This window comes from Sinorhizobium meliloti, assembly GCF_017876815.1.
In the GTDB taxonomy this organism is placed as follows: domain Bacteria; phylum Pseudomonadota; class Alphaproteobacteria; order Rhizobiales; family Rhizobiaceae; genus Sinorhizobium; species Sinorhizobium meliloti.
The window spans coordinates 3,423,393-3,439,658 of the sequence record NZ_JAGIOS010000001.1 but is presented as its reverse complement, the minus strand read 5'-3'; the positions used below and the strand labels follow the sequence as shown (position 1 = coordinate 3,439,658).

Genomic DNA, 16,266 nt, shown 5'->3' with positions numbered 1-16,266 from the left:
GCGCAGCCGCTTCCTACGAAAGTACGCAATTTCAAAGCGCTGACGTGGGAGTATTGCGCCTTGGGACGCTATGACCACGCCCGGTCATAGAACGGAAGACACATTTATACAGAATAAAAAAGTCCCTATTCCAAATGTACCCTCTTGCGGATTGCGGTCAATCATTCTAAATCCGCGCCACGATTTGAAAACGCAAATCGTAGAGGCCTCGTGGCGGAGTGGTGACGCAGAGGACTGCAAATCCTTGTACGCCGGTTCAATTCCGGCCGAGGCCTCCAAAAGCCACACCTGATCAGCTTTGTTACCGACAAACTTCCCCTCGTCAGACGAGGGCGAAATCCGCATTCGCAAAGACGAAGTTGGCAGCGCTGAGGTCGGCAGCGTGGATGCCGATCAGAGTGACCTGATCGACCGTGCCATTCAGCTGCAGGACAGCGTTCCCGTCAGCATCGTCGCCGATGTTGGACAGAAAATCGGCGAAGTCGTCGTAGCCATAGCCGGCGATTTGGATGATGTCCTTGTCCAATTCGAAGTCGAAGATCTCATCCCGCCCACTGTTCCGCGCAAACAGGAACTGATCGGCACCGGTCTCGACCGCGAAGGCTGCGGTAAGTCGGCCATCGCCCCAGAGCTGATCGTTACCGGCGCCGCCAATCAAGAGGTCGTCCCCACCCGCGGTGTCCACGCCGACCTCTGCATCGCCATACAGGACATCATCGCCTTTGCCTCCGTCGAGCAGGTCGTTGCCGCCACTGCCGCCACGTGAGAAAAGAACATCTCCAACAAGAAAGTCGTTGCCAGAACCACCATAGAGGTGGTCGTCGCCGCCGATGCCGGATTCCACGACGCCCTGGTCGAGGCCATCTCCGTAGAGTTTGTCATGGCCCTCTCCGCCCTGGAGCCGATCGTTCCCGCCAACGAAAAAATCGCCGAGGGAGAAAGCGTCGCCCGAGAGAATATCGTCTCCGGCGCCGCCGTCGAGCCAGTCGTCGCCACCACGTCCTCTGAGGCAATTGTAGCCATCGCCGTAGAGTGTATCGTTGCCTTTGCCGCCCGAGAGACGATCGTTCCCTCCGGCGACGATCGCGGAGTCACTCACATCGATCGAGAAGGCATCGCCGTACAGCGTGTCGTCGCCGGCGCCGCCGTCGAGCTGGTCGTCGCCACCACGCCCCTGATCGGAGATCGCCCAAGCGTCGCCGAAGAGCGTGTCGTCGCCTCCGTGCCCGTCAAGGCTGTCGCGGCCACCCTGCCCCGAAGACAGGAAGCCGCCGATTTCGAAGACTCCCAGGCTATTGTCGGTCGTGAATGGGTCTCCGAAGACAATGTCCGGATCGTTCGTGCCGAAGATGTGGTTGTCGAGCCCGAGCCAAGGGGCGATGCCACCGATCAGATGCGCCATTTTTCTCTCCACAGTGCTGCAAAGCAGGTGATGCTCGTCTTGGGGACCCGGACGGCCTTGGGGGCGTCGACCTCGTCCGGCCTCGTCGGAGTGACGAGCGGGCTAACGCTTTGAAAATACGCCCTTCCGCACGGAAATCCGTCCACACTTTTCCTGAAAGTGCTCTAATGTTGCCGAACGCGATGTTCCTGTCCATTGACCACTTCGGATTAACTACAGGTTGTACTTTCCGGTGAAGGCCCGCGTCCGGATTCTGGAAGACGGAAGAGGTTGCCCACGCTCCGGACGACGTCCACGAAGAGAGAAACCCGGAGGATCATGTGGTCTCGTGATCGGCGGTTGTGCTATAGCGTCCCGTCGGCCGGCCTCATCGGGAGGGCGGCACTCGAAGCGCGATGTGATGGATATTCCTTGGGGCTACATTCAGCGCCACTTCGATTGGCTCGGGCATGTGGTCGAGGGCGTCTTTATTGCAGCAGTCGTCGCCCTGCTGTTCATGGTGATTGCGCCGAGAAGGTTGGCGCTGATCATCGGCCTCGCCTTCGCCATCGGACACTTTCACGGCCGCGAAAAACGTGATTTCGAGATCAGCGCAAAGCTGCCGCCGCCTCACCTAGAGGGTTATGAAATGTGGAGGTGGAGTTGGGATCAGGCGACCGACTTCTGGCCGGTCGCTTTGGTCCTCGCCTGCGTCATTGTGGCCCTCCTGCCCAAACGACGCCGAAAGCCGGGCAATTCCGACGACTGACATGCGCTGCATCCGCATGCTGGTGGACTCTTCGCGAGGTCCACCTCTCAGGACTTGCCGGACGAGTTCGGCTTGCTGCGCCATCGGGCCCACCATACGGCCAGCTTGCGCCGCCGTCGGCGCATCGAGGGAATGTCGTGCGAAAGCACGAGCAGGCCCAGAGGAACCATCCAGAAGCCCAAGATCGGTAGAAAACCGAGCATACCGCCGAAGACGAGCAGAACGCCGATGAGGACGCGCAATGCCGGCGAATTGGGCAGGCTCATCCGCCATTTGCCAAGCACGATCTCACGCGTCTTGGGATCGATGCCAAAATGCTTCTTCTTGCCTTCGGTCGCCATCACTCTTCTTTCGTACCAATGACCCCACAGTTGGTGCCTTCTCCACAGGGCGGCAACCGCCTACCGTCATTTTTTTTGAAAAACCGCTTGGCAAATCGGAAAAGCATTTGTATTAGCAGCCTCACTTCTGCGGCGCAGATGATCCCTGGTAGCTCAGCGGTAGAGCACTCGACTGTTAATCGATAGGTCGCCGGTTCGAATCCGGCCCGGGGAGCCAGTTTCCAAAGCCCTGCACCTCACGGTGCGGGGCTTTTTCTTTGAGCCTTTTCAATGCTTTACCTGTATCCGTAAACGCGCGTCGCCCCTTATGGTTCGACGTGGGCTTGCTTTTTTGGTTACATTTTGGCTACGTTTCGGACCACAGAGGCGACAAACGGGGAATTCATGGGATCCGAAGATATTTCGCGGTATGTGGTGAAACACCCCGCAAGCGGCATCTATCGCTATTATCGCCGCGTCCCGACCGAAATTGCTCATCTCGACAAGAGAACGCACGTTAAGCAGTCCCTCAAGACCAAGAGCCTCAAAGAGGCACTGGAGAAGGCTCAGGCGGTCCATGACGCCGCAGAGAGCTTCTGGCGAGCGCTCCTGGCCGGAAATGACAATGAAGCGGCATTCGCCAGATACGAGTGGGCCGTGAAGCTCGCTCAGTCCATGGGCTTCACTTACAGGCCGATTGCCGAAGTCGCCGCCCTGCCGCTCGACGAGCTGGAACGGCGGCTGACCGTGATCGGGGAAAACATGGACCGATCGCAGATCATCGTCGACTCGCTTGCCGGCACGGTCGAGGAGCCGGCTCCGCGCCTCAGCAACATCTGGTCCCTCTACGAGAAACACAATGCGGCCGGTCTCACCGGCATGTCGAAGAATCAGCTTCGGAAGCACAAGGTGTCGCGCGAGCGAGCGATCCGCTACGCGATCGACGTGATGGGCGATCTGGAGCTGCCGGCGATCACCCGCAAGGACGTTTTGCAGTTTCGCGAGTGGTGGACCAACAAGGTGATCAGCGAGCGGCTTGCCGCCGACAGCGCGAACCGTTCCTTCAGCGACATCATGGGCATGCTCACGCCCATCGACAATGCCCTGCATACGAACTATCACGCGGCATGGGAGAAGGCGCGAATCAGAGAGACGAACGCCACGAAAGGCGGAACGCGACCACCCTTCCCCGTCGACTGGATTCGCGAGAAGATTCTTGCGCCAGGCGCGATGGAGATGCTCGACGAGGAGGCCCGCCTGATCGTCTATGCGATGGTGGAGACGGGCGCGCGGCTGGGCGAGATCTGCAATCTTCGACCTCAGGATATTCGCCTGATCGACGAGGTGCCGCACATCGAAATTGCCGAGCGCACCGACCGGCGGCAAAAGACCGATCACTCGATCCGACGCGTGCCGCTGGTCGGCGTTTCGCTATGGGCGATGCGCCAGCGGCCGCAGGGCTTCGGCAAGTACCACGACAAATCCGACTCGGCGTCTGCGCTGATCAACAAAGTGATGCGCAACAACGGCCTGATGCCCACCGAAGATCACACGATCTATTCGCTGCGGCATAGCTTCCAGGATCGGATTGAGAATGCCGGCTGCTCCGATCGCATGCAGGCGGACCTGATGGGGCACGAGTTCGGCCGCCCGAAATATGGCGACGGCGCTGAGATGAAGCGGCGGCAGGAGTTCCTGGAAGGCATCGCCTTCGCGTGGCCGCAGTTGGCTGCAGCGTGAAAATGGCGGTCCCCGGAGGGACTGTAAAGACCGTTCAAAACCAATACGCTAACAAAAAGGTTAGCCAACTATGGCGCGACAATTTGGATGGGAAGGCGCGACGATCAGGATGACGAGATAGGTGGTCGCGATTTGGCGAAGATGGACTGTGAATCGGTTCGTTGCAAGGGGGGAATTTTTTAATTGACGCTGCGCGACACGCGGTCGGCTTTTAGATTGTCGCGGCGCGTCAATCTGGATTGGGGGTGTTTGTCGCGGACCACTGCGATGCTCCCCAAAGAAGGCCGACCTCCGTTTGAAGTGGGAGGCCGACCTTCTTTGGCGTCAATCAGAGGCGTTGGTTGTTTGTCGCGGCGCGTCAATCAGCCAGGGCTGAGGCCAGCGTCGGCGTTGCGCCGTCGCTGTTTTCCGTCAAACGGGATATTGCGGTTTTGCGCCTGTAGCTTTCGACGTTCATTTCGAAGATCGTCGCGTGATGAACCAGTCTGTCGATGGCGGCCAACGTCATGGCTTTGTCGGGAAAGACCTTGTCCCATTCACCGAAGGGCTGATTTGCGGTGATGAGAAGCGAACGGCGCTCGTATCGCGCACTGATCAGCTCAAAGAGCACACTGGTTTCAGCCTGATCCTTGCTCACATACGCCATGTCGTCGAGCACCAGCAGATGGTACTTGTCGAGCTTTGCGATGGCCCCTTCGAGATCAAGATTGCGACGGGCGGCTTGCAGTTTCTGAACAAGGTCGGTGGTCCGGGTGAACAAAACCCGCCAGCCATTCTCGATCAGCCCGGCGCCGATGGCGGCCGCCAGATGCGATTTTCCGCCGCCTGGCCCGCCAAACAGCATCAGATTGGCGCCGTTCTTCAACCAGACATCGCCCGCCACCAATGCCATGACCCGGGCCTTCGAGACCATGGGCACAGCCGTGAAGTCGAAAGTGTCGAGGGTTTTGCCTGGAGGAAGACGCGCTTCGGTGAGGTGGCGCTGCATCCGTCGCGTTTCACGTTCGGCGACCTCGAACTCAGCAAGCGCTGCCAGCAGCCGAGAAGCCGGCCAGCCTTCCGTGTCAGCCCGCTCGGTGAAGGTGTGCCAGGCCCTGGAGATGCCCGGCAACCGCAGATCGGTCAGCATCAGGGACAGGCGCGCGGTATCGACAGGATCGTTGGGTCTCATGCCGTGACCTCCACGCGGGTGCTGATAAGCCTGTCGTAATCGACCAGCTTGCCCAGATTGACGCTGACCTGCGGGACACAGGCCGGGTTCGGCGCGAAGCGGGCGCGCATGCCGTCAAGCGTCGGCAAGGTTCCCGCATCGAGCTCGCCCTGAATGGCGTGAGCGAGCGCGGCCTCGACATTGCGCTCATGGGCCAGGCTCAGCAGTTCCACTGTCAGACGGCAGGCATCGCGCTCCGGCAGCGCCTCCATGGCGACATTGTAGAGATTGCGGTAGGCATCCCTTGGGAAGAGCTGATCGCGATAGCCGAGTCTGGGCAGCGCCCCCGGCTTCTGGCGAAGGGAATGAATGACGTGACGGTAGTTCACGACATGCTGGCTGGAACCGAGCTGGCCTCTGACGCGCGGCAGCTTCATCAGCGACGTGCCGCCGAGGAACAGTTCGATATGGTCCTTGAAGAGCCGTGCGCGCAGCCGATGTCCGATCAGCCGTGAAGGAACGGTGTAGAAGACCCGGCGAAGGGTAAACCCTCCACTGCTGGTGACATAAACGATCTCATCTTCGCCTTCGGGCTGGCGCTTGCGCGGTAGCGCCAGCAGGCTGTCGCGCTCAATGGCGATCTCCCTGGCCCGACGGGCATTGCGCTGACCGACGACCTCATCGATGAAGGCGGCAAAACTGCTGACGTCGGCAAAGTCCCGCGTTCCGCGCAGGAGAAGAGCATCCTCCAATTCCCGCTTCAGATCGCCATGGGATCCTTCGACCGCGCCGTTCTCGTGGGCGACGCCGCGATTGTTGCGGCTGGCCTTCATGCCATAATGGGCGCAAAGCGCTTCATACCGATCTGTCATGTCCTGCGCGGTATCGGCATTGAGATTGCGGAATGCAGCCGAAAGGCTGTCCGTGCGGTGATCGCGCGGTGCGCCGCCGACAGACCAAAGGGCGTTCTGCAAACCACTCGTCAGCGCGGCAAAACTCTCGCCGCCTTCGACAATCTCGGCATGCTCGAAGCCGCTATAGGCCAGCCGGAAGTGATAGAGCAGATACTCGAAGATCACGCCGGTGATCGTGACCTTGAGGCCCGGTGCGTGGGTAAAATCCGACAGCCCCATGCGTCCCGGCTCGTGAACCTGCCGGAACATGACCTCCTGATCTTCGCCATGGCTCGCGCGCCATGCGCGGATGCGGCGCTCAAGTGTGCGGCGAATACCAGAACCGAGTTCGGGGTGGCGCTTGCAAAGCTCACGAAGAATACCGACAGGCCGCAAGCCGGGAGCGCTTTGCAGCATGGGAACAACCTCTTCGGTGAATATCCCTTCCAATGGATCGGGCCGACGTCGTTCGTGTTTGGCCTTCTTCTCGCTTGGCGGACGGGGGTCTGTTTCGATCCGATAACCAGTGGATGGGCTGAAACCTGATTTTGCGGCCGCGACAGGGACACTGTGCTTCTGGCGATTTTGCATATAGAGCCTCGATTGTTGATCCGTGATGTGTCTGCCGGGCATTCATTCTTCCTTTGAGCCGGAAGAAGAAATGCACCCGACACATCGCGATCACCAGACGGCGTGAACCCCTATGTGGGTTCGCGCCGTCGCCAGGAACGTCCCTCCGGTCGGGCTACGCCCTCCCTCCGTGACGCCCCTGGCGACGCTCCCATCCAGATTGACGCTGTTCCCAAGTTGATTGTCGCGCCGCAGCCAACCGCGTTTCGTGAATGTTCTCGATATTTGGCGTACCACCCGAGGTCCGTTCGCCGGTCCACCGCAAGTGAAAAATGGTGCCCCATGCCGGGCCACCTGAATTTAATAAATTCAAATGCTTGCTGAATTTCTGGATACTTGTTCGTCCAGCAATTTCATTATGTTTTTCCGCGAGAGTGTCCAGCAAAAAAATTTCAGGCTGTGCCGCTGGGTGGCGCTCAATGCCGGAGCAAAGGGAGATCCAAATATCAACAGCTTGCCGGCATGTGAGCCACGTGGGTCGAGTGTCGTTTTGCTACAATCCGTCTATGTCTGACTCACTCACACCACGCCGAATGGGTGGCGAATGTTTCCGCCGCTACCTGACGGTGGGGCTCATTCGACGGATGGAAATGAACTTCGGTCTGGAATAGGGGCCATCGCAGGGCAGATTCGAGGGGAGGTAATGCCGTTATCCCCCAACATTTTCTTATCTCACCACGCCCATGGACGGGCTCCCTGCGTCATCACACACGTGCGGCCGCAAGGTGTTAGCGGATGTCGAAACCTTTTCAAGCCATCGCAGCATCTTCTCCTCCGCGCGGCGAACATTGCCCAAGGCAGCAAATTGCGGTAGGCATCCATGAATAGCTGGCGCGGATCCCACCTTTCGAAGCAAGGAAAGCACGTTCTAACATACAGCAAGTCGCTGACCTTCGCGCAATGCTTTCAGGCTATTGTCAGTTCTGGCCGCATACAAGTTCCGTTCGACTTGACGATCGCGAGACGGATGCATGGCGGACAATTCACAAACGAGCACACGGAAATCCTTACATGAGATCCTCACCGAAAGAGACCGCCACCCCGGCCATCCCGATTCATCGAGTGCATCCCCCGTCTTTCTGGAAGGGGATGATCCTTGCTGCGACCGTCCTCGTACCGAGTAGTCAGGTGTCCGCTGAGGACAAGGGGCAAACCGGTCACCACATACAGATGGCAGCCTCAGTTGGTTGGGAAAGCCAGGAGATGGAAGAACTTGCAATCTCAGTTGGTTGGGAGACGAAGAAGATGGAAGAACTTTCGGCGGGAACAAAGTTCATCCACGCTAATAGGGATGGGGTGTGGGGCGGTTCGGGGCAAACCGGGCACACGGGTGAAGCCATTTGGATGACCTCAGAAAACGATGTAAACGCGGCACGCGGCTATGCAGGTAGTTCTGGAAAGTACTTTGTTATCGAGGCGCAAGAGCCCCTCAAATTAGCGGTCATGGACGAGCAAGGTGCTCAAGTGTTCCCTGACGAACTAGGCGCATGGGCTCCCTTGGCGCAGACATACGGCTTGGATGGAGTGAAGACGGAATATGGAAGCTCGTACGAGGTGATTTTATTTGACAGAAGAAAGATTGCACCTGTGGACGAACGTGGTTTCGCCAGCGAATGAAGTTTGCGAGTTCGGTCATGGTCTGTCTCCTGGGTGTGTGCTTCCCGAAGGGAAAGCCCTTTCGGGCGAAGACTCCCCGGACAGAGGGGGGCGGGCGACAGCCCGCACCCACGGCGGCGGGCGGGACTGTCAAGTGGCGTGGTGCGGAAGGTGGGGGGTCTTCTCGGGTCCGCTGGCGGACAGTGCCCGTGGAGGACAGTGTCATTCCGTTGCAGATTTCCCGAGGCAGGCCTATTTAGGTGAATTCACGGCAAAATCGCCGGTCAACACGTGGGTGGCGGTCAATGTCCGTTAACTAAGGGCCACCCAACACTATGTTGAGAGCTAACAACTAACCCAGCATCCTTGAGAGACATGTGCTCCGGGCGGTTGGGGGAAAAATCCGGCGCAAGCCGGTTTTTTTATGTCTTGGGAGCAAGGAGTGCCTGCGTTACGAACAAGAGTCTGCATCGACGGCTACAATCTCGATTATGGTTGCCTTCGCAAGACCGCCTTCAAGCTCGGCGTCCTGACCCTGTTCGAAACGCAAATTCTGCCATCGATCCTCTACCGGCCAGCGCCAGACGCCAATCCTGCAACGATGACGCTCCATCCGGACTTGCTCGATGCGTTGCGCGCGGTTCGCCGTGACGATCCCGGGCTTCGAATGTTTGCCGAATACAACCCACAGAATATGGTCTTTTGGCTTTGACGACAACATTCCTAATCTGGGGGTCGCGCGTTCGAATCGCGCCGGGATCACCAGTCGTTTCAACAGCTTAGCTTGATCTCCGCGCGATATTTCGCGCGCCATTGGTTTACCAGATTTACCAGAATTTCCGCGTTTTCCGATCGTTAGCGGGGATTCGTTGGCGCACGGTTGGCGCATGATTCGCCGTATTCTCAGCCGTGTGGCGCGCATGCCGGCGCCTGCAGCATAATCGTCCGTGGGGATCGGCGTTTCGCCTCAGTCAGGGCTGGACAGGGAACCTTGGCATCCCACGCCCGAAAAGCTAGTCTCCGGCAACAAATGGAGGGGACATGTTCAGCCGGAAAACGCTTCACGACGAGTACGCGAAGACTATAGCCGAAATCGACGAGGGGCAGAGGCGTGAACCACAGCACGACGTGCCCCTTGTCCCACAGAGCAGTTGGGGCACGGTCGATACTGTCGACCAATTTGCTTTCCACGAATTCGCTTGGCTCGGCGCGACACTGGACTGGAGCACAGAGGATGAGTGGAGTTTCGAGGAAACCAGCGACACGATGCGGAGGGCCTCCTATCTTGACAGCCCCAACCACGGCCGCCGGTGGATCGTTTATTACAATAGGCTGCGGCTCGGATGGGTCGAAGTCAGCGCTGCCCCTCTTAAGCTCTTGGGCACTGTCGATGATTACCGGGCCTCGCCGCAGGCAAGAGTGGACATGGAATTGTCGCTGATGCGCTTCATCCCTACCGGCGCAGCCTTCAGCATCCTCTACCAGACCTCTTTCTTCATGCAGTCCACCGAAGGTGGTTACGATGCTGCCAGGGAGCGCGCCAGGGTGGCGGCGGACTCGGCGATGACTTGGTACATGTGGGACGTGATGCGCGCCGGAGACCAGTACGTTCCTGACCTTCAGTTCTCGGCCGAAGGCTCCTATGCCGTTTTCCGCGAGACGGTCGCGCGCTGGAAGGAGACGGGGTTCAGCCCCTTCGAGCGAAAGAGGCATCCTGTTTGATGCCTGAAAGCGCAAGTGCGCCGGGAATGGTGCCCCATGCCGGCGCGACGTAAGCATGCCAGATCAAACACTTGCAAATTTGTGGGACATCGCGGCCACCAGTCGGTTCATTACCTTTTCCGTCGCGCTTGTCTCACGCCTGCGGCACGGCTCGAGTTAGACACGGCGTCAGCATAGTAACGCGCAACTGCGGAACCCCGATCTCACCCTAGGTAAGGGAGAGGCCGAGAGTTCAAATCTCTCTAGCGGCACCAGTTTTCTCCGCGAAGACAGTGATTTAGCCGTGGAAACTCAGTGGCCTATGCTGCTCGAAAGCGCGCAATTGCGCGGAACAAAGAGCGAAATGCACGGGTTTCACGTGCACAATCCGTGCAGTATGTTCCGATTTGTTCTCATTCTAGGCGCGCATACGGGGGATGGGCGCCATCCGAGCTTAGTGGCTTTCGTCTTCAACTCGCCTTTCAAGGCCGAGTAGCGAACTCGTCGATGCGCTATGTGCGACACACACCACTTTTGAATGGACGAGAAGCTTGAGTTAAATGACCGCTTCGCACCCTCAAGACGTTCGCTGAAAGCTGCCGGTCGGCTATGAAGTGACGATGCATAGTGACCGGTCCAAGCGGCTTCGATTTTTCCCGCCATAACCTGGTGCTTCCTTCCGTTCACCAATCGCTCAGGCTTCAGGTGAGGTGAGCGAGGATATCATCGACCACACGTGCGACGGTATTTGCCGTTTCGATGGTGATGCCGGCAGGAAGATACTCCCGAGTACGATGGTAGCGGAGTACCAGTGCCCGCTCGGCCCGTTTAAAGCCAAAGTCATGGGGCCGTTCATCTAATCTTCGGTTCAACATCTCTACGTCGATGTAGAGCACGAATACCTTGTCGAACAGGCGCAGAAATTTTTGGGAATTGCGTGAGCCGCCACAGAAGAATGTGGCAGGGTGGGTGGTGTCGGCAGCAATAGCGCGGACCTTGTCAACGGGCCAGATCCAGTGCGCATATCGCCAAGCGACGCGGTCTGCGCCTTTGGGTGGTCCGGCGAGTGCCTGGCCTGTCTCGGGGTCACCGACATAAGCTAAGACCCGATCACCATGGATGACATGGTTGCCCCGCCGCTCCAGTTCTGTAGCGACAGACGTCTTTCCAGTGCCGGAACCGCCTTCGATCAGATAGTTCTTGATGCCCATAGGCTTTGTTTATCATGGCTTCCAATCGGGTGAGAAGACACTCGACCTGGGAGTGCTCAGGCAAACGCTGACCGATCAGGTCAGCTGTCCGTCCGCTACGCTAGCCACGTCCGGAACACGCACCCAATTCGGCCGTATATCAACGGCGGAGTAAAAACAGGCACGGGGCGGAGCAAAAGTCGGCCACTGTGGCGCGCGCATGAGACCCCCGGGAGGGCGTAGCCCGAGCGGGGTCTCATGCGCGCGCGACGCTTTCTGGAGAGGGGTTTCAGCCAGCCTTGCGGGCGCGGCTTTGAGCGAGACGATAGCTGTCGCCGTTCATCTCGAGGATGTTGACGTGGTGGGTGATGCGATCGAGCAGCGCGCCGGTCAGGCGCTCGGATCCCAGAGTTTCCGTCCATTCGTCGAAAGGCAGATTACTGGTGATCAGGGTGGCACCCCGCTCGTAGCGTTGCGAGATCAGTTCGAACAGTAATTCCGCGCCGGTCTTTGACAGCGGCACAAAGCCCAGCTCGTCGATGATCAGGAGCTTGTAGCTAGAACGACCTCTGAACCAGAGACCGATGTTCAGGGGGTTCAGATGAGCGTTCGCCAGGTATCGCAACGTGTTCCCCGGCCGGAGCCGCGACGGCACAGACGGCAATCCACCGCCTGGGCGCCGCGACCCACCCACGTTCGGACGCAGGGTAGAGAGGCAGTCTAGTGGATCGAAACGGGTGCCAGCGCCCTCGAAAGGCTGGCCTCGCCGCGGCCGTAATCCGCCGGGTTGTAGTTGACGAGCGTGTCGGTCCTGGCTGTATCCAGCAGCTGATTAGTAATCTGTATCGGTGTTGCGGATGTGAACTTGCTGCCAAGGATGGCGGCATAGCCTGCAACCACAGGTGCCGCGAAAGACGTGCCGCGTTGGCCGATCTCTTCACGCTCGACACCCACGGTCAGGAAGTGGTTCTGCACCTCAGGGTTTGAGCCGGCATAATTCGAGTATGGTTCCAGCCGTGCCTTGTTCTCGGGAGTGCCATTGTGCTCCAGCGCACCCACAAAGATTGCCGATGGCGCCCCGATCAGCCCGATGGTTAGCTCATCGAAATCCCCTTCGTGCGGCTGACCTACCTCGAGGCTGTGGTTGTCGGCACTCTTTGTGACGATGGCAGTCCCCGCCCAGCCGGCATCGACGATCGCCTGCTCGCGCGGATGCTGGCTCAGTGGCTCCCACATGCCGTAGCTCGCATTGATGACATTCAGGCCGTCCTGCAGCACGATCGAAGACTCCTCGAGATAATCATACTTGAATATGTTTGCGCCAGGGGCGACCATGCCGGCAATTTGAGCGACCCAATCCCCATGGCGCTGCCTCTGCGTACCGCGACCGAGATCTCCATCAATTGGCTGTCCCGTGAAGTCATCTGAGACATTTATCGATACGCCGGAACCGATAAAGCCTGATGCCCATGCTTGACCAATATCCGGGCTCATCCAGCAAAATGTGCCGTCGGCATTTTGTGGACAGCCCGAGCTACTGCTTTCCGCGGCTGGAGAACCGGTCGTTCCTTTGCCGCTGACAGCGGCACCAAGATCACCCGCGAAACCGGGTGCCGCCAACGCTACAAGACCGGCAACAAAACCTACCGGGAACCATTGCGTTTTGTGCATAAAAAATCTCCTGTCTGATTGTTCTTCATCAACGAAATGTACCGCCTTGCCTTTCACCATCGCTAGAATTCACCCGTGAACCGAAGATCGATTTTCAATCGGCTTGGCTCGAGGTTTATCATGTATTTCAACGTGTCCGAGGGCCGCAATTGCGACGCGGCCAGCCGGCAATTCACACTCTGCTCACCGCTGATGGCACCATAGTCAGCTGTGCAAGGTCGTTCCGTCAGGTTCCCGCCCAAAATTGAACTGACGGTGAGAGAAAGCGTCGTGGATGCTGTCGGTCGCTTTTGCAAAATAAAGCCGAGTTTCACACTCGGCTCGATTCGGACCTTTTCGGCACGCTGACCGGTGCTCGCGCCCCACAGGATACCGAAATCGTCCGACAGCTGCGTCAACATTTCAAATCGCATGTCGATCCAATTGCTATGGTACCACTTGTCAAAAGACACCAGGGTGCCATCCGACAGCTCGTATCCGCCTTGTCCCAGATGATCGGCGGTGGCGGTTAGCTCCGAACCCTGGTAAATGCCGACAAGGCTGGTCTCGTGTCCTTTCGCAGTCATCGCGCTGACGAAGAATGCCATCACGAACAGGACGAAACCCACCGTCGTCTCAATGGGCATCTGCAACGCCCATCGTTTGAGCGGCCAAGCCCTTGCCGCAGACGCATGGCCGCCAGCGCACAACGTGTTCAATCGCAACCAGTCGCCCCCGTCCTTCAATTTTGCCGAGCCATCTCTTCACTCTGTCCGGCAGCCCTCTCATCGCACCGCCGCAAACTTCATGCCAATCTAGAGGACGGCGCCGAGGAAAGGGTTGTACATTTGTTTCAGTCGTTTAGTCATACAACGCCGTGTTGTAAACCCGCCAAAGCCGACACAATGTCGGATATCGTACGCTGAGCGTGAACACACCTTTCCTTGGACACGAAACGCTCCCATTGATGCGCCCTGACCGACTACAACGCCAGTATTGCAACGTGAAGTGGTTGACAGGGCGCAACCCTCGTTCAGGTGTAGCCTGTGCAAGGAACGACTGTATTCCATCGCGGATGTGTCACGGCATCTGCTGCTGCCTCCGTCTGCTTTCCGGTATAATGAATTAGTTGCCGACATTTTGCTCCCGGCCCCAGACAGGACACTCATTATCTGCCGCTGGGCGTCGGCAGTTGGCGCTTCCTACCCGCTCAGATCGATGACGGCAATGCGAGCTCTCCACCTAGACGATTGGCGCATGGCGGCTCACGAGAACTCGAAAAACGTCGGGTCGTCTGCACACGTCAGGGGAGCGGGGTAAATGACCACGCGTCACCAAAAACGGTCGCCAGTTACTAGTGAGTCGTCGCTAGACGGCTAGCTTTGACGACTATTGCTGTGCCTCACCAGACGGGGCTTGCGCTCCGTGGCCGACTGCAGGCCCCTGTGTGCCCTCACGGCCCGAAGGTGCCTGCGGCGGGGCGACCTGTTCGAGGGCAGCGTGGCAGTGGTGGAAATACGAACGTCGTTGTGAACGTTGACTTATTGTACCCATCCTGAAACAAAGCGGCGACCGAGCTTGTCGGCGGGGTCAAGTCAAGCTCAACACCGACGAAAACCCCGAGCTGCCGGCGCAGTATGGCGAGCGCATCGATCCTAGCGCTTGCCATGTTCAAGGGTGGGGGAAGTCGTCTACCTCGGAGCCGGCTCACTCCCCTCCTGGATTTCGAAAATGGTTCGAACACAAAGGAACCACGATGAACACCACCACTCCCAATGAGCACCCCTCGGCTATTGTTAAAGTCGATACTTCCAATTTCTCGGAAGAAGTTCTGCAGTCGGCCGAACCGGTCATCGTCGACTTCTGGAAAAACGGGTGCCAGCCGTGCGATATGATTGCACCCTTCCTCGAACAAATCGCCACCGAGCTTGCTGGCAAGGTCAAGGTCGTCAAGATCAACAAGGCCGAAAACCCCGAGCTCGTGGCGCGGTATGGCGTACGCGGCTACCCAACGCTTGCCCTTTTCAAGGACGGTGAAGTCGCCGTCGCCGCCATCGACTTCGGAACCGGCTCATTCCGCTCCTCGATTTTGAATGCGCTGGCGAGTCTCCGGACCTGAACACAGAAGTAGGAAAGCCCGGCTTGGTCGGGCTTTTCTTTTCGGCTGAACCAGATGGGGCGCCGGCTAATTGCCTTAATCTGCCTGGCGCTTGCCGCCCTCTCGTTCGCCACGCCGGACGGCCCTATTATAGGGGCCCGGCTTGTAATCTCCGCAATGTCCTTCCTTCAGCTCTCACCCCTGCGACCAAGCACCACTTTTGCACGATCTAGCCCCTGGGCGTGCATGCTGTTGTGACATTCATGTTGCGGACCAAAATGGTTCAAAACAAAAAGGGAAACAAGATGATAACCGCCTCTCCACTCAATGGGCGAATGCCGCTAACCGCCTTAATGTTCGTTTTTGTTTGCGGACTATCGGTGCCGGCGCGCGCGGCTGAAGTCATTGATCACGACAAGGTGAAAGGGTTTCCCGACAGCACCTCGGGTCTCCTCAAGGCCTTTCAGCCCTCTCTCAAAGTTATCCGAGGCTGCGTCCCTTTCCCGGCCGTGGATGCCGACGGCAACGTCAGCGGCGGTCTGAAGCCATCAGGAAAGGCGAACGGCGGTTGCTCACGCAGCCCTGGACAGATCTATGTCAGAGCTGGGGAGTATAACGGTCAGTGTGCCGTCATGTACTCGTGGTTCTTTCCCAAGGACCAGAACCAGACCTGGCCCCTCAAGGGCGGGTCTCGGTATGATTGGGAGGATGTCATCGTATGGCTGACGCGTTGCGATAGCGAAGCGCAGGTTGAAGCGGTCAGCTATTGGAGCGGTGGTCGTTACAACGTGACGCCACAGCCGCACATGGATGGAACACATCCGCTGGTCAAATACTACCGGCCGGAAGGCGGATACCAATTTTTACTCGCGGACACCCGGTACCGTGGCCGCAAGCAGCCTGCAGTCAGCTGGTCCGACCTGACCGAGGAAGCAAGGGAAACGCTCGACAACTATAACTTCGGCAAAGTGGCTGTGCCATTCAACTCTTACAACTTCGACGCCAATCTGGCGAAGGCCTGGCGACAAGGACATGGAGGCTGATTGGGTAATTCCTGGACCGGAAACGGTGGTGCTCAAAGGCTCCGCCGTGACCGCTCCGCGACCGCACACAATCGGCAGGTGTTGGACAATGTCTACCGCCGTTGG

Annotated in this window: 14 protein-coding genes, 2 tRNA genes and 1 pseudogene; 9 read left to right on the top strand and 8 right to left on the bottom strand. The window is 58.4% G+C overall.

Annotation, left to right across the window (positions count from 1 at the left end):
- Nucleotides 1-204 precede the first annotated feature (204 nt).
- Nucleotides 205-278, top strand: a tRNA-Cys gene (locus JOH52_RS16745).
- 44 nt (nucleotides 279-322) lie between these two features.
- On the opposite strand, the gene JOH52_RS16740 is transcribed toward JOH52_RS16745, so the two are convergent.
- A complete protein-coding gene (locus JOH52_RS16740) occupies nucleotides 323-1,402 on the bottom strand; it encodes a calcium-binding protein (RefSeq protein WP_014526762.1) in 1,080 nt (359 codons plus the stop codon).
- Nucleotides 1,403-1,802: 400 nt separating this feature from the next.
- Between JOH52_RS16740 and JOH52_RS16735 the strand changes: the two genes are divergently transcribed.
- A complete protein-coding gene (locus tag JOH52_RS16735; RefSeq protein ID WP_010969345.1) occupies nucleotides 1,803-2,150 on the top strand; it encodes a membrane protein in 348 nt (115 codons plus the stop codon).
- Between the two features lie 47 nt (nucleotides 2,151-2,197).
- Here JOH52_RS16735 and JOH52_RS16730 read toward each other — a convergent pair whose 3' ends face one another.
- Nucleotides 2,198-2,491, bottom strand: coding sequence for a hypothetical protein (locus JOH52_RS16730; protein ID WP_013844461.1), 294 nt, complete (start codon nucleotides 2,489-2,491; stop codon nucleotides 2,198-2,200).
- 142 nt (nucleotides 2,492-2,633) lie between these two features.
- Between JOH52_RS16730 and JOH52_RS16725 the strand changes: the two genes are divergently transcribed.
- Both JOH52_RS16725 and JOH52_RS16720 read left to right on the top strand, forming a co-directional pair.
- A tRNA-Asn gene (locus tag JOH52_RS16725) sits at nucleotides 2,634-2,708 on the top strand.
- Nucleotides 2,709-2,875: 167 nt separating this feature from the next.
- Nucleotides 2,876-4,210 carry a site-specific integrase gene (locus JOH52_RS16720; protein ID WP_014529640.1) on the top strand — a complete coding sequence of 445 codons (1,335 nt, stop codon included), beginning with the start codon at nucleotides 2,876-2,878 and terminating at the stop codon, nucleotides 4,208-4,210.
- Nucleotides 4,211-4,568: 358 nt separating this feature from the next.
- On the opposite strand, the gene istB is transcribed toward JOH52_RS16720, so the two are convergent.
- Both istB and istA read right to left on the bottom strand, forming a co-directional pair.
- Nucleotides 4,569-5,381 carry an IS21-like element ISRm9 family helper ATPase IstB gene (gene istB, locus JOH52_RS16715; protein ID WP_014529334.1) on the bottom strand — a complete coding sequence of 271 codons (813 nt, stop codon included), beginning with the start codon at nucleotides 5,379-5,381 and terminating at the stop codon, nucleotides 4,569-4,571.
- Nucleotides 5,378-6,886 carry an IS21-like element ISRm9 family transposase gene (gene istA / locus JOH52_RS16710; RefSeq protein ID WP_012477324.1) on the bottom strand — a complete coding sequence of 503 codons (1,509 nt, stop codon included), beginning with the start codon at nucleotides 6,884-6,886 and terminating at the stop codon, nucleotides 5,378-5,380. The genes istB and istA overlap by 4 nt, the downstream gene beginning before the upstream one ends.
- 1,200 nt (nucleotides 6,887-8,086) lie before the next feature.
- Between istA and JOH52_RS16705 the strand changes: the two genes are divergently transcribed.
- The 3 genes from JOH52_RS16705 (at nucleotide 8,087) to JOH52_RS16695 (ending at nucleotide 10,201) form a co-directional block, all read left to right on the top strand.
- Nucleotides 8,087-8,500, top strand: coding sequence for a hypothetical protein (locus JOH52_RS16705; protein WP_234827098.1), 414 nt, complete (start codon nucleotides 8,087-8,089; stop codon nucleotides 8,498-8,500).
- 421 nt (nucleotides 8,501-8,921) lie between these two features.
- Nucleotides 8,922-9,191, top strand: a complete 270-nt coding sequence (locus JOH52_RS16700) for a hypothetical protein (RefSeq protein WP_017265457.1) — start codon at nucleotides 8,922-8,924, stop codon at nucleotides 9,189-9,191.
- A gap of 329 nt (nucleotides 9,192-9,520) precedes the next feature.
- Entirely contained in the window at nucleotides 9,521-10,201 is a 681-nt protein-coding gene (locus tag JOH52_RS16695) for a hypothetical protein (RefSeq protein ID WP_014529638.1), read from the top strand.
- Nucleotides 10,202-10,881: 680 nt separating this feature from the next.
- On the opposite strand, the gene JOH52_RS16690 is transcribed toward JOH52_RS16695, so the two are convergent.
- The 4 genes and pseudogenes from JOH52_RS16690 to JOH52_RS16675 all read right to left on the bottom strand — a co-directional run bounded on the left by JOH52_RS16690 (nucleotide 10,882) and on the right by JOH52_RS16675 (nucleotide 13,766).
- A complete protein-coding gene (locus tag JOH52_RS16690; RefSeq protein WP_014529440.1) occupies nucleotides 10,882-11,391 on the bottom strand; it encodes a nucleoside kinase in 510 nt (169 codons plus the stop codon).
- Nucleotides 11,392-11,659: 268 nt separating this feature from the next.
- Nucleotides 11,660-11,932 (bottom strand): annotated as a pseudogene (locus JOH52_RS16685) (ATP-binding protein); the annotation flags it as partial.
- A gap of 158 nt (nucleotides 11,933-12,090) precedes the next feature.
- Nucleotides 12,091-13,101 (bottom strand): S8/S53 family peptidase, encoded by a 1,011-nt coding sequence (locus tag JOH52_RS16680; RefSeq protein WP_234827099.1) that lies wholly within the window; start codon nucleotides 13,099-13,101, stop codon nucleotides 12,091-12,093.
- 2 nt (nucleotides 13,102-13,103) lie between these two features.
- Entirely contained in the window at nucleotides 13,104-13,766 is a 663-nt protein-coding gene (locus tag JOH52_RS16675; protein ID WP_017267102.1) for a hypothetical protein, read from the bottom strand.
- Between the two features lie 1,010 nt (nucleotides 13,767-14,776).
- Here JOH52_RS16675 and JOH52_RS16670 point away from each other — a divergent pair.
- Nucleotides 14,777-15,139: a thioredoxin domain-containing protein gene (locus JOH52_RS16670; RefSeq protein ID WP_014529437.1), complete on the top strand. Its 363-nt coding sequence runs from the start codon at nucleotides 14,777-14,779 to the stop codon at nucleotides 15,137-15,139.
- Between the two features lie 284 nt (nucleotides 15,140-15,423).
- On the top strand, nucleotides 15,424-16,161 hold the full coding sequence (locus JOH52_RS16665) for an NPP1 family protein (RefSeq protein ID WP_014529436.1): 738 nt from the start codon (nucleotides 15,424-15,426) through the stop codon (nucleotides 16,159-16,161).
- Nucleotides 16,162-16,266: the final 105 nt, after the last annotated feature.